Raw genomic sequence first — 14,512 nt, 5'->3', positions numbered from 1 at the left:
ATTTGCTCCGTTTTTTTCAATTATTATAGAAGGAATATAGATTTCTGGTGAAGATTCACTATGATAAAGAGTGATGAGTCCATACCTTCAATATTATATGTATTAAAATCCAAGAAATATTGGTGAAATTGTATTAAAAATATAAAAAAATGTATTAAAAAGTGAATAGAGTGTATTGACAGTGTAAAAAAGATTCAGAATATTGTTGATTTTGCTTGAAATAATTTTGATACAGTTTTATGGCATGGGAATTGCTCCTTTATTTATGTAAAGAATAAATTTAAGGTGGTGATATCGATTAAGTGTAAACGTTTATGTTAATATGGCTTAATATATGAATAAAGGGGGAATTTTCTAATGAAAAAAAAGGGAAAGAGCATATTTAGTTTTTTTGTGTGCTTTACAATGTTGTTAACTACCTGCATTACAGCAGCACCTATATCAGCAAGTGCAGAAACAACTACTAAATCTTTTACTAGACAAGATTTTATAAACGGTGAATTTGAAAATACAGACAATGAATTGGAACTTTCAAAAAAAGATGGTGATAATCCTGCGGTTACTAGTACATACGCAACCAAATTCACCTATGAGGCAGATGTAAACCTTGAAGATGGACCTTCCGCGGCGCTAACTTTTGGTGTAGCAAATAAGGACAACCCATCTAGCGGAGTATGGTATGCTGTTAACGTTAACAAAACAGAAGGATATTCATATTCACAGAATGACAATGTAACTGGAGTGATTAGACTATTTAAGGTTGTTCCTGGACAACCACTTGGAATTAACAAGGCAGTACCACTTACTGATGCTCAAAAGGCAAAAAATACTTTCCATTATAAAGTAACTGTGGATAGTAATAAGAATATTAAATTCTATTTGGATGGAAATCTTGTACTTATTGAAAACGATCCTACTTGGACTGGGGGAAACCTGGGTATTTTAAGTTTTAATACAAAGGCTTCCTTTAGTAATGTTAAATTTAGTGATGATGCAGTAGATAATGATGAGAATGGATTTTTAACTAATTTAACAAATATTCAGGGCTTAGGTGGAGGAACTTGGAACAAAACCAATGAGGGTTTATATTCACAGGGAAGGGGAGATAATTTTGCCATATCACAGACTACAGGATCAGATTTCACTTATGAAAGTAATGTAACGCTTCCTTCCACAGGAGCAGCATCTTTAGTGTTTAGATCAAATGACAACGGCTCTAGTTCCTATGTGGCTAATGTGGACAAAGGTGCTGGCATGGGAAAATTATTTAAGTTTCAAAATGGTTCAGCACAGGTTTTTAGTGAATTTAAATTAGCTACCATAAAGGATACTTATAATTTAAAGGTTAAAGCAATTGGATCTCATATAGAATATTATATTGATGGTTCTCTTGTGGCAAGCTGTGATGATAGTTCTTTTAGCTCTGGTAAATTTGGATTATTAAACTATAGTGGAGCAGAGATTTATCAAAATTTAAATAAAACTGATATAAATGCTTCAACTTATCCAAAGATGACAGGTCTCCAGATTGATGGAGCAAATTTAGAACCTGCTTTTAATGAAAACGTATACGTATATAATACTACTGTAGGTTACACAACAGATAAAATAAAGATAAAACCAACTGCAGCTAATTTTAGCAGTATAAATGTAAGAGTTTTGGACAGTAAGGGCACTGAAGTTTTCAATAATGCAGTGCAAAACAATGACTTTACTGAAATTGCTATTCCAACTGGCATAAATAAAGTTTATATAACTGCTAAGGATGCAGATAATAATGAAAGCACATATTTAGTACAGGTTAAGAGAGAGCAGGATCCAAGCTCCTATTACTCAGAAGAGTATAGACCACAGTTCCATTATTCTGCAAAGGAAAATTGGGTAAACGATCCTAATGGCATGGTTTATTATGAAGGAGAATATCATCTATTCTATCAATATTATCCTTATGGCAAGGAGTGGGGTCCTATGCATTGGGGACATGCTGTGAGTACAGATTTAGTTCACTGGACTGAGCTTCCTATTGCACTTTATCCAGATGCCATTGGAAATATCTACTCTGGCTCTGCAGTAGTAGATGAAAATAATACTACAGGATTCTTTACTAATACACCAGAGAAAAAGGGTTTAGTTGCAATTTATACTACTGACAATAATGGAGTTCAGCAGCAGAATATTGCCTACAGCACAGACAAGGGAAGAACTTGGACAAAATATACTGGAAATCCTGTTATAAAAACTGCAGACGATCCTTTAAAAGATAGTGCCAATGGTGCTTTCAGGGATCCAAAGGTATTCTGGGATAAAGATGCTAAAAAATGGATCATGGTAGCAGCCGGCGGTCCTCTTAGATTCTTCTCATCTTCAGATCTTAAAACTTGGAAAGCAGAGGCAATGCAGCCAGAAATACAAACTGAATGTCCTGATATCTTTCAGCTTAAGGTAGAGGGAACAAATGAGTCAAAATGGGTACTAAGTGAAGGCGGAAGGTACTATAGAATTGGTGATTTCAAACAGGTGAATGGTAAATGGACATTTGTACCGGAATCTGATAGAATTTCAATGAATTTTGGTAAGGATTCCTATGCAGCACAGACCTACAATAATACTCCTGATGGCAGAACGATTATGATTAACTGGATGAATACTTGGGATAACTATTGTAATGCATTATCAGCTATTACAGATCCATATAACGGTTCTTTCACTTTACAGCATGAATTAAAATTGAAGAAGAACTCAAATGGACAGGTTAGATTAGTTCAAGAACCTATAAAAGAGTATAACAGCTTGCGCTTAGCGCCTACAGTAATAAACAATGCCACTGTTAACGGAACAGGAAATGTACTTCAAGGAGTTACAGGTAAACAGACAGAAATTGATGCTGAATTTACTCCGGGTACAAGTACTACAGATGTAGGCTTTAAGCTTAGAGTAGGCAATAGTCAAGAAACTGTTGTGAATTACAATATAGCTAGTAAAAAGGTATCAATTGATAGAAGTAAATCTGGAAAGATACCAACGGAAAATGGCAATAGATACTATGAAAGTGATCTGTTTAAAGCTGTAGAAACTGGAGATATGAGCATGACGAAAGATGGTAAAATTAAACTTAGAATTTTCCTTGATTGGTCTTCCATAGAGGTGTTTGGCAATGCTGGGGAAGTCACAGGTGCTTCACTTATATTCCCAGATGATACAAGCACAGGAATGCAAACGTATTCAAAAGGTGGAAATTCAAAAGCTAATATTACTCTATATCCAATCAATAGTATTTGGAAAAGTGGAGCAACTGCATTAAAGGTAAATGCAGTAGATGCTTCTAACAGCCAAAAGTTATTAGAAGGAGCAGAATTTAAACTCTATGATACCAATGGAAATGCTATAGGAACTAGCCCAATTAAAACTGATTCAAAGGGACAGGCTACTGTAAAAAAATTAGCACCAGGTCAATATGTAATAAAGGAAACAAAGGCTCCAAAAGGATATAAACTTGATGAAAGCTGGAGTCAAAATGTAGATTTAACAAAAGGTGATCAGACTGTGAATGTAAAGATTTTAAAGTAAAAACAATAAAAAATGACTGAATTATGACTCTATGGGTGAAAATTTTCATAAATAAAAAAATTTTCACCCCAGGGGTGTAATTTTTAGAAAAGATAAATAAGTTTAAGCACCTTGAGTATGCATAGATTTTTAGTATGCATACTCAAGGTGCTTTATTTTAATTAAATAATAAGTCCAAAAACTCTTAATACAAAAATGCAGAATGTCAGAGTCAAAGCCGATAATAAAGTTGTCACTACAATAATGCTAGAAGTTAAAACTCCATCATTATTCATATTCTTTGCCATAATATAGCAACTTACTGTAGTTGGAGAACCAAGCATGATAATCAAGGCAACAAGTTTTTGATCTCTAAACCCAAAATATACTGCTATAGGCAAAAATATAGCTGCTTGAACTACCAGCTTGAGAATGGAAGCCACTAAAGTTGGCTTTATTTTTGCCAGTGCTTTTCTTCCTTGAAAACCAGCCCCAATAGTAACCAAAGCTAGAGGCGATGCCATAACTGCAAAACTTTTCAATGTTTTATCAACCATCTGGGGGAATTTAATATTTAATAAGGATACTAACATCCCCAGTAAAATTCCAATAATTATGGGGTTTTTTATAATGTTTATACATGCTTTTTTTATGTTACCGCTGCCATGCTTACTGTTTCCACCTTCAAAGGTAAGCACAATAACAGAATATATGTTATAAAGAGGCACGGCACCTATGATCATCATGGGTGCCATACCTGAATTTCCGTAGATATTTTGAATAAAAGCAATTCCAAGAATGGCGGCACTTCCACGAAAAGAAGCTTGTACAAAGGCTCCTGTCATATAGGAATCTTTCATAAATTTTTTGGTAAAGAACCAGATTGACCAAAAACAAATTGATGTGACCACGGCACAAAACAATACATATTTTGCATCAAAATTCTTAATTATATTAGTTGATCCTATATCAGTACATAATAGTAAGGGTAAAGTAACTTTAAAGTTGAATTTGTTGGCTGTTTCTATAAAAGTATCATTCAGCATACCTGTCTGTTTCAGTACATAGCCTATTACCATAACAAAAAATATTGGCATAGTAGCATTTAAACTGTATATTAAACTATCCATTTTTTCATTTTCACCTTTCTAAAGCATAAGCTCATATTCTAGTATCATGTTACATTATAACAAAAATTGTCTAATATATAAATTGCCATTATAATGTTTTCTTAATTAAGCTAATCATAAGAATAATTTGACATAAGAACACATGTTTGCTATTCTATTTATAAATAGAAGGTAGTGAATAAAATTAATTCATATTTTTCATATAGGCTGCAAGAATTATTTATATAAAAGTTCTAATGGAGGAAATTTCAGTGGATAAAGTTATAATGCATGTGGATATGGATGCTTTTTTTGCATCGGTTGAAGTAATGGATAATAGAAGTCTTAGAGGAAAACCTGTAATAGTTGGAGGCATATCTGAAAGAGGTGTGGTCGCCACCTGTTCCTATGAAGCAAGAGCTTTTGGAGTAAGGAGTGCAATGCCCATTTACATGGCTAAAGCTAAATGTCCTAATGGAATTTTTCTTCCGGTTAGGCATGAAAGATACAGGGAAATATCCAATAAAGTATTTAATATTTTTAATGAAATAACCCCTCTTATAGAACCATTAAGTATAGATGAAGCCTATTTAGATCTAACTCACGTAAATAAAGATTCCCTATACATAGCAAGTTTTATAAAAAATAGAATAAAAAAAGAAACTGGACTCAACATTTCTATAGGCTTATCCTATAATAAGTTTTTAGCCAAATTAGCTTCAGATTGGAATAAACCAAATGGTCTTAAAGTAATAAAAAAAAGTGATGTTCCAGAGATTCTATTTCCCTTATCTATAGATAAAGTTCATGGTTTAGGAAAAAAATCTGTAAAAAAGCTTAATGATATTGGTATCTTTACTGTAGAAGAATTATATAAGCTTCCAGTAAATTTTTTAATTGATTTATTTGGGAAATTTGGGCCTGAAATATATGATAGAATACGAGGAATTGATAATAGGGAAGTTAAAATTCTTAGAGAAAGAAAATCTATTGGCAAGGAAACTACATTAATTAATGATACTGATGATAAAGAAGATATAAAACCATATATTAAAAGTTTCGCTAGTTCTATTGCAAATATTATGGAAAGTAAGAATCTAAGTGGAAAAAATATTACTATAAAAATAAAAACCTCATCTTTTATTAATCATACTAAAAGCAAAACTTTAACACATTACATAAATAGTGAAGAAGATATATACAAGGAAGCTTGTAGTATTTTAGAAAAGTTAAAACTAGAAGAAAAAATAAGATTAATTGGACTATCAATTTCATCCTTTAAAGAAAAGAGAATTGAGCAATTGTGCTTATTTTAGATTCCTACCTTAAAGGTTATTTATTTCTTCTAATATTTTTTTCTATACTCAGAAGGTGTGCAATTCATATATTTTCTAAATACTTTTCCGAAATAACTTATTCCATTAAATCCTACATCAAATGCAATGTTAGAAATAGGTTCTTTACTTTTTAAAAGCAATTCTGAAGCTTTTGAAATTCTATATTCTATTAAATAGTCAAAAGGTGTTATGATTTATTTAGCATAATTATAGCAAAAAGGAGTGAAAATATAGTGAAATTTCAACGAAGGATAAAAGGAATAATGCTTGTAATCATAGGAGCTATGTTATGGGGAATATCAGGTACTGTTGCTCAATACTTGTTTCAGAAAAAAGATTTTAGTCCAGAATGGCTTGTTGTAATTCGTTTACTAATATCAGGTCTAATTTTATTACTATATGATTTTATAAAAGATAAGCAAAATGTATGGAAGATATGGAGTTCTAAACGTGATAGCTTGAGTCTTATATTTTTTAGTGTTTTAGGTATGTTAGGTGTGCAGTATACATATTTTGCTGCTATTAAATATGGAAATGCAGCAACAGCCACAATACTGCAATATTTATCACCAGTGATAATTGCTTGTTATTTAGCTATTCGCCGTAAAAAGATTCCAAATTCACAAGAGATTATAGCTGTTGGCTTAGCCATGTTAGGTACATTTTTTATAATTACCAAAGGTAATATTCATAGTATATCTATTTCTAAGTTAGCATTATTCTGGGGAATTAGTTCGGCTTTTGCAGCAGCGTTCTACACATTGCAACCTCACTCTCTTCTTAATAAATGGGGTTCTACACTTGTAGTTGGGTGGGGAATGCTTGTTGGTGGGGTAACTTTTAGTTTTATCCATCAGCCTTGGAATTTTACAGGTCAATGGTCTAATACTTCAATATTTGGTGTTATATTTGTAGTATTATTTGGAACTCTCATTGCTTTTTATTGTTATTTAGAAAGTTTAAAATATATACAACCAACGGAAACAAGCGTACTATCTTCTGTGGAACCTTTATCTGCAGCCTTTTTATCTGTATTATGGTTACATATTCCCTTTGGTATGCCGGAATGCTTAGGAACAGTATGTATTATAGTTACAATTATAATTTTGTCTCGTGTAAAAAATAAAAAATTATAATTTAATTTTAAATGTATAAAAGTAAGATCAGTGAACTTTAATACATGAAAAGATAAACAGTGCAGAGTTGTATGCATGTTACTAATATTTACACCCCAAGGATATAATTTTTCCAATTTCAGTAATAGTAAAAGTTTAAAAACATTAAGTCATGTTCAAATAAATAACTAGTCAGTATACTAGTCTATTATGAATCATACTACGTTAACAGAACCCTCTGATAGCACCACTATCATCAGGACCTGTTTCCTTGTAAGATTCAAAATATACGTCGTATCTTTGACTTATTATTTATTTTCATATGCCTAAGTAATGAAGTTTCTATATAAATTGGATATAATATAAATAGTAGTATATACGAGAGTTTGAGTAATAATCGGAAGAGAATTAGACAGTTTCTAGTTTCTGATTGATTTTTTTAGAAAAATTACTAACTGGTACAGCAAGAGTTATGTGGGGGTGGTGTATTATTATAAATAATATAGATTTACCTAAAATAAAACAAAAATTAATTTTTATGCAAGGCAACTTGGATAAGTTAAAGAAGTTACAAAATATTTCTAAAGATATATTTATAGAAGATTTTAGAAATGTAGATAGTGCTAAGTATTTATTACAGGTAACAATTGAGGCTATGTTAGACATAAGTAATCACATAATAGCTAGAAATAGATGGGGAAAACCAGAAACTAATAAGGAAAGCTTTGAAATACTAGCAAGTAAAAATATTATTGAAGAAAAATATGTAAATACTTACTTTGCTATGGCTAAATTTAGAAATAGAATTGTTCATATGTATTTTAATGTTAATGATGAAATGATTTACGAAATAAATCAAAATAATTTAGGAGATTTTGAAGCTTTTATTAAAACTATATCAATGAATCTTTAAGAAAATAAAAAGGCTCTGGAGGGGATAATATGCTAAATATAGAAAATAAAATAGAAAGCTTAAAAAAGTATTTTAGTGAGCAGCCTAATATTTTAGGGGCATGGATAATAGGTTCTTATGGAACTGAATATCAAAGAGAAGATAGCGATATTGATTTTTCTATACTTTATGAAAAAGATATAAAAGATTTAGAAGAAATGAAATTTGCTTGTGACATTACAGAAATACTTAAAATAGAAAATATCGATATTATAAATTTAAAAAAAGCACCTATTACTCTTCAATTTAAAACTATAAAGGAAGGCAGAACTTTGTATGAAGCGGATTATATAAAAGTGTGCGATTATATAGAATATGTAATAAACAGTTATGGAGATAAAAAATATTATTTAGATCAATTTGAGAAAGATTATTTTAGTAGTTTTTAGAGAATGCTACCTAGTTAAAATCTAGGATATATAAAAGGTGGTCAATTAAATGAAGGATATGCTAATATTGACGCTGTTCTTGATGATTATTAAAAATTGATAAATGGAAAGAATATATATATAATAGAAATATAAGAGCTTTATAAAAGGTGGGAAATGATGAGATGGAACCTATTAGAAATGTATTTATTACACCAAAAGAATTTGAAGAAATTCAAAGTAAATATGATGGTATCTGTGAATATCTAAATGGAGAGATATTATTTAGTTCTAGGACATCTCAAAGGCATAATAGAATAATAAGAAAGATATTATCAAAGTTAGATTTATATTTTGATGGAAGTGAATGTGAGCCTTTTTCAGAGCAAATAGAAGTTATATTTAAAAATGAAAATGAACAATATAATTTTTTGCCAGATATTTTTGTTATGTGTAAGGATGCTAAAACTTTAGGTGAAAGATTCATTTCATCACCAAAGGTTATTTTTGAAGTAGTATCTGAAAAATATTCTGATAATGATTATTTTATCAAGGCCCGCATATATCAAAAATTTGGTGTATTAGAATATAATATAGTAGAACAAAGTGGGTCAATAACTCAATACAATTTAGTTAACGGAACTTATGGCACTCCAAGAATATTTTCTTCTAAAGATATATATACAAGTACAGTTTACAAAGATTTAAAAATTGAATTGGAAAATATATTTCAAAAAGGAGTTAGTCCTTCATAAAAAATATAAGTAAAATAAGAAAACGGAGCAGAGTAATGCTCTGTTTTTTTATTTTCTTGAAAGGGAAAAAATAAAATCATCTATCATAAACTTAAAGCTGTCTTCTGAATTTACTGAGTTTATGTATTATTAGATAAGTTTGAAGATTTATCAAGTAAGAAAAAATCACATTAAAAGTTATAAAAATACACCCTAAAAATGAGTGTATTTTTATATTGGATTATAGCTAAGGCATATTCCTCGTCAATGATTTTTCCTATATTCCTCTATATTAAAATAGTTAATAGGAGGTTTTTCATCTTTATCAGTAAACATATTTTTTAAATTATTTTTTAGATAAGGGGCAACTTCTTTTAGGGCATCTTTCACTGCATTAAGATATGGAACATAAATATTATTTATTACACTATCATTGAAATCAACAGGTTTTAACTTCCACAAATCATACTCGGATTCATTATAGAAAACCATACTTCCAAAATGATAGAATATGAGCATATCATTTGCTACATATACCTTTCCATTTAGATTATGAACCATAAAATGGTTATTTAAAACAATATTCCATGGAGCTGCATTAATTCCAAGGTTATTTTCAATCATGATTCCAACAAATTGTAGAGGGACCTTATCAAGATATTTTTGATCTCCCCATCTCTCAAGTTCAGGCTGAGGCTCATCCAAACACCACTCTATACATTTTTGGCGCCACCATTCTAGTATTCTAAGAGATTCTTTTTCTTTTTTAAATCCTATAAAGCCAGCTTGTAGACGTCCGTGAATTTTTTCAAACTCAGGATCATCTCTTTGTGTGCAAATATAGAAATAATAGCCTACCCAGTTTTTCAAAACTATAGATAGATCTTCAAAGAAGAATATATCAGCATCGCAGTATATGACATAATCTACATCATAGTTTGAAAGTACATACTGTACCAAAGGGGCTTTTAGTGTCCAGCAGAACTCATTTATTTTTCTGCTTTTCTTACATCTTTTTATATCATCATCTTCTAAAACAGCTAAAGGTAGAAGTGTAACATTTTCAAGTTTCATCTTATTCAGTATATGGTAACTGGTTTCATCAACACAATATATCCATAGATGAAAGTCACGTGCATGTGTCTTTAATGAGTTGTAAAAGGCTAATCCTCTTATCAAGTATTTTGCAGTTGTTATAGTACAAAAATATTTGGTATCGTCATCTGCTTTAATTCTAAACTTTGAAGGTAGATATCTATAATATGTTTGTGCTTCACTTAAAGGTCTTTGACTGAATAATAAACTTAAATTATTGTACTCAACTGATTTTACTTTATCAATACATTTCCTTATTGTATTTAAATAGGGAAGATAAATTTTGTCCTTTATTGTTCTTCTTATAGGTACATAATTAAAAGACCATAAGTCAAACTCAGAATCATTATAAATATTTATTGTGGCAAAATGAAATGCAACCAGCTTATCTGTATTTATATAGGTATAATCATCTTTTTCATAAATATTATAATTATTATTAGGATTATAAACACAATTCCAAGGTGCTGCATTTACTCCTAGGTTATAGGATATTTTTATGCCTTGAAATAAATCAGGGAGTTTATCTAAATATTTTTGGTCTCCAAATCTATCCATTGAAGGTTCAGGATTTGAAGAGCACCATTCAATACATTTACTACGCCAAAAGTTAAGACATTTCATAGCATTGTCAGTGTTTTTAAACCCAATCAAGCCTGCTTGATACTTTCCATAGGTATCTTCAACCCATTGAATGTCTCTTTGAGGACACAGAAAAACATCATTATTACTCCATTCATCATAAATTACTTTAGGATCAGAGAAGAAGTATAAATCCGAGTCACAATATATAACATCAGGTACTTTATAATTATCTAATACATATTTGATTAGTGGAGCCTTTAATGTCCAGCAGTATTCATTAATCTTTCTAGAAGATTTAACTGATAGAAGTTCATTATCTTCTATTGTTTCCAATCTAAGAAGGTAGACATTATATAGTTTTAATTTGGATAAAGTTGAATAAGTTAATTCATCCATACAACATATCCAAAGATTAAAATCTTTAGTTAAATTTTCTAGAGAGTGATGAAGAGCTAATACTTTCAGTATATATTCCTTGCCAGCAGTAGTGCAAAAATGATAATTTTTACTAGGTACATCAGTTATAGGAGCTTCAATTAAAGGGACAATATTATTATCTGCGTTTTTTTCTATAGGTATATTGATTCCATTTTCGTTTTTAATAATTTCAGTAGGTACTATTAAATTGCTATCTTCATTTTTATCTTTACTTTTAATAGTTTCAGGAATTTGAATAGGTATTACTAGATTTTTATCCTTATGAATTCTTCTATGAACATGGTGTCTATTTTTACTTTTGTGTTTCTTTTTATTAGTTTCAGGAGATTCAATTAATGGTAATAAATCTTTATCAGTAAAAATGATTTTTCGAGTAGGGTTTTTCTTTTCATGTTTACTAAAATATATTGGTAAACTCTTTTCAATATATCCTTCATTATAATAAGAGTTTACAGGATAACAATACGCAGGTATTAAATCTTCTAAAGAAACTAATGATCTTGGCTTTATATTTTTAATTAACAAAAATATGTTTTTTAAAACTGTCAGTTTTCTTAGTGAGTTTATAAACGACATAATCTTCACCTCTCATATGGCATTTTGTATAATGAAAAGCTCTAAGGCATGTGAAAATAAATAGTAAGCCAAAGATGCGACGAATATTTTGAATCCAACAAGGAAGCAGGTTCCGAAGATAGTTTGGCTATCTGAGGGTTCTGCTGACGCAGTAGGATTCAAAATAGGCTAGCATACTGACTAGTTATTTATTTGAATATGCCTAATATACTCTTAAAAGGTTATCTTTATCAGTGTGCAATCTCATTACTGTTAGTATATGTATTACTCTTTGGTATAGTTACATTTTAAAAGAAGGCTGTCATTAATAATCATATATATCTGAAAACTCTATTTTAATTCTTTCTATTTTGCTATCATCTTCAATATTTTTATCTTCGGTATAGGTATCATCTTCTTTTAAAGATCTTACAGGAAGAATTATTTTGAATTCACTACCCTTATTGGGAGTACTTTCCAATTCAACATATCCATTATGCAAAGCTACTAATTCTTTTACTAAAGAAAGACCTATGCCACTGCCTTCATTATTTCTGGATAAAGATTTGTCAACTTGAATAAATTTTTTAAATATTGAAGCTTGTCTATTCTTAGCTATTCCTATTCCGTTATCTTTTACAGAAATAACTACAGCATCTTTCCTATCATGTATATTAACTTCTATGGTTCCACCTTTAGGTGTAAATTTTATTGCATTAGATAATAAATTCAGTATAATTCTTTCCATGGAATCTAAATCAAAGGCCATAATTTTTTCTTCAACGTCTGTATCAAAGGTTATGTTAATACCCTTATTTTCTACATAATCCACAATAGACATTACAATATTTTCTACTGTAAATACCATATCTTTATTTCGATAGTGCATAAAAAAAGTACCTGAATTAATTTTTGTTATGTCTATAAGATTATTAATGATTCTAAGTAATCTATAGCAGTTTTGTCTCATTATAGCAGTGTATTTTTCTAAATCCTTATCTTTATTAGTAGTTCTATTTTTTAATTCTATAACTTGAAGAGCACTAAATATTAAATTTAGTGGAGTTTTAAGTTCATGAGAAATATTAGAAAAAAAGTTGGTTTTTAATTCATCATAGTATCTTAATTCTTTGATAAGTTTCTCATTTCTCTCATTTTGCTTGTGCTTTGTTATATCACGACCTAATAATATCAAGCCTTTAGGGCTTCCATCTTTATTGTATAAAGGTACTCTTAAGGTATCATAAATTTTATTTATGTCATTAACTTGATCTAGTATAATTTCTTCCGTTCTATATATAGTACCTAATTGCCAGGTCTTTTTATCATTTTCTTCAAATTTTAAAAGTAGTTCTTTAGTAAAATCAGATATCTTATTTAGTTTGTTTCTATTCATATTTTTATAAGCTTTTCTAGTAATGTTTAATAGGCTTAAAGTTGCATCATTCATTCCGAAAAATTTATTTTGAGTACTTTTAAAATAAATTATGTCAGGAGTAGAATTTATAAGCGTTTGCAGTAAACTTTCATTATCAGCTAATAGCTTTTCGGCAAGTTTACGCTTGTATATATTAAGAAGTATAAGAAATATTGCTAAAGCTATTACAAATATAATAATAAGAATAAAAATACGTATAATCATAGTTTTATATAGATTAAAATATTTTTCAGGTTCATTGACTATTTTTGATCCTTTAGGTAAAGACTTTGTGTCAATGTGAAATTTTTGTAGCTGATCGTAATTAAATGCATAGTTATGTGAGGTATCTTCCGTAACAGGTATGCTTGAAGGCTTTTCACCATTTAATATTCTCAAAGCTAATTTACCTATACTATTTCCATAGCTATCAGGATAGGTCATCATTCCACCTACACTCTGTTTGTCTATAGATAAGTCTTCTCTTGAATACACAGGTATATTAGAATCTTTAAATAGTATATCTGTGGCTGATGTAGCTGAAACCTGTTTACCATTACTATCTTTAAAGGCTGCACCCAAATAAACAATAGTATCTATAGGTAGACTGTTTATTTCTTTTTTCATTTTATATATATCGCTTTCATCAGAAAATAAAAAGTTCACTTTGTTTTTGTATAGAGGTATTAAATTTTTAACAATATTTTTACTAGAAACTCCATATGTACTTTTATCTGTAATTACAAATACATTTTTTGTTTTTGGATGAAGTTTTAAGGCAACGTCAATAGTACTTTTGATATCCTGGTTCTTTGTTATTCCTGTAAAAAGTGGATGGTCCTTAAGCATGGATTTATCAAAAGAAGATACTCCACCAAATATAACAGGGGTATTTGGAAATAATTCATTTCCATATTTAAGCATAAATTTAAAGGCACTATCATTCAAATCATCTAAAGTAATAACAGCATCAAATTTGTTATTTTTATATTTGTTTTTATATAAATTATAAATATCCTTAGAATATGTATCTTGAGAAATATTATTAAAATCCAAATATTGAATACTTACATTTATATTTTGTTTACTATCTATAAAAACTGAATCTATAGATGATATAATTGAATTCTCCCAGGACATTGATTTATTGCCACCTATAAAACTACCATAGTTTTCATTTGAACTTATAATTAATATGTTTTTTCAATTTCATTACCTTTTGCATAAACAGTATTTTGAAATAAATTAACAAAGATAATAA

10 protein-coding genes are annotated in these 14,512 nt (G+C 29.5%); 6 read left to right on the top strand and 4 right to left on the bottom strand.

All coding sequences use genetic code 11. The annotated features are described in order from the left end of the window. Positions 1-357 precede the first annotated feature (357 nt). On the top strand, positions 358-3,567 hold the full coding sequence (locus tag RH99_RS02440) for a GH32 C-terminal domain-containing protein (protein WP_010233609.1): 3,210 nt from the start codon (positions 358-360) through the stop codon (positions 3,565-3,567). Positions 3,568-3,728: 161 nt separating this feature from the next. On the opposite strand, the gene RH99_RS02435 is transcribed toward RH99_RS02440, so the two are convergent. Beyond that, on the bottom strand, positions 3,729-4,676 hold the full coding sequence (locus RH99_RS02435; RefSeq protein WP_010233608.1) for an AEC family transporter: 948 nt from the start codon (positions 4,674-4,676) through the stop codon (positions 3,729-3,731). 251 nt (positions 4,677-4,927) lie between these two features. On the opposite strand from RH99_RS02435, the gene RH99_RS02430 reads away from it, so the two are divergent. Next, positions 4,928-5,971, top strand: coding sequence for a DNA polymerase IV (locus tag RH99_RS02430; RefSeq protein ID WP_010233607.1), 1,044 nt, complete (start codon positions 4,928-4,930; stop codon positions 5,969-5,971). Positions 5,972-6,000: 29 nt separating this feature from the next. Here RH99_RS02430 and RH99_RS18445 read toward each other — a convergent pair whose 3' ends face one another. Continuing rightward, positions 6,001-6,183 carry a helix-turn-helix domain-containing protein gene (locus tag RH99_RS18445; protein WP_279373122.1) on the bottom strand — a complete coding sequence of 61 codons (183 nt, stop codon included), beginning with the start codon at positions 6,181-6,183 and terminating at the stop codon, positions 6,001-6,003. Positions 6,184-6,225: 42 nt separating this feature from the next. Here RH99_RS18445 and RH99_RS02425 point away from each other — a divergent pair, with 42 nt between their 5' ends. The 4 genes from RH99_RS02425 (at position 6,226) to RH99_RS02410 (ending at position 9,182) form a co-directional block, all read left to right on the top strand. Beyond that, a complete protein-coding gene (locus tag RH99_RS02425; protein ID WP_010233606.1) occupies positions 6,226-7,128 on the top strand; it encodes a DMT family transporter in 903 nt (300 codons plus the stop codon). Between the two features lie 409 nt (positions 7,129-7,537). Beyond that, positions 7,538-8,020, top strand: a complete 483-nt coding sequence (hepT, locus tag RH99_RS02420; RefSeq protein WP_010233605.1) for a type VII toxin-antitoxin system HepT family RNase toxin — start codon at positions 7,538-7,540, stop codon at positions 8,018-8,020. 29 nt (positions 8,021-8,049) lie between these two features. After that, on the top strand, positions 8,050-8,448 hold the full coding sequence (mntA, locus tag RH99_RS02415; protein WP_010233604.1) for a type VII toxin-antitoxin system MntA family adenylyltransferase antitoxin: 399 nt from the start codon (positions 8,050-8,052) through the stop codon (positions 8,446-8,448). Positions 8,449-8,612: 164 nt separating this feature from the next. Then, positions 8,613-9,182: a Uma2 family endonuclease gene (locus RH99_RS02410; protein WP_010233603.1), complete on the top strand. Its 570-nt coding sequence runs from the start codon at positions 8,613-8,615 to the stop codon at positions 9,180-9,182. A 243-nt stretch (positions 9,183-9,425) separates the two neighbouring features. On the opposite strand, the gene RH99_RS02405 is transcribed toward RH99_RS02410, so the two are convergent. Continuing rightward, the gene (locus RH99_RS02405; RefSeq protein WP_010233602.1) at positions 9,426-11,855 is read right to left on the bottom strand and encodes a hypothetical protein; all 2,430 of its coding nucleotides are present in this window, start codon (positions 11,853-11,855) and stop codon (positions 9,426-9,428) included. Between the two features lie 304 nt (positions 11,856-12,159). Next, positions 12,160-14,391 carry an ABC transporter substrate binding protein gene (locus tag RH99_RS02400; protein ID WP_010233601.1) on the bottom strand — a complete coding sequence of 744 codons (2,232 nt, stop codon included), beginning with the start codon at positions 14,389-14,391 and terminating at the stop codon, positions 12,160-12,162. Between the last annotated feature and the right edge of the window lie 121 nt (positions 14,392-14,512).

This window comes from Clostridium arbusti SL206 (assembly GCF_000246895.1).
Classification (GTDB): Bacteria; Bacillota; Clostridia; order Clostridiales; family Clostridiaceae; genus Clostridium_I; species Clostridium_I arbusti.
The sequence above is the reverse complement of the archived record's forward strand: the minus strand, read 5'-3'. Positions and strand labels throughout refer to the sequence as shown.

Coding starts and splice junctions, on each gene's coding strand:
- RH99_RS02440 (WP_010233609.1), top strand. CDS start 358: ATGAAAAAAAAGGGAAAGAGCATATTTAGTTTTTTTGTGTGCTTTACA.
- RH99_RS02435 (WP_010233608.1), bottom strand. CDS start 4,676: ATGGATAGTTTAATATACAGTTTAAATGCTACTATGCCAATATTTTTT.
- mntA (WP_010233604.1), top strand. CDS start 8,050: ATGCTAAATATAGAAAATAAAATAGAAAGCTTAAAAAAGTATTTTAGT.
- RH99_RS02410 (WP_010233603.1), top strand. CDS start 8,613: ATGGAACCTATTAGAAATGTATTTATTACACCAAAAGAATTTGAAGAA.
- RH99_RS02405 (WP_010233602.1), bottom strand. CDS start 11,855: ATGTCGTTTATAAACTCACTAAGAAAACTGACAGTTTTAAAAAACATA.
- RH99_RS02400 (WP_010233601.1), bottom strand. CDS start 14,391: ATGTCCTGGGAGAATTCAATTATATCATCTATAGATTCAGTTTTTATA.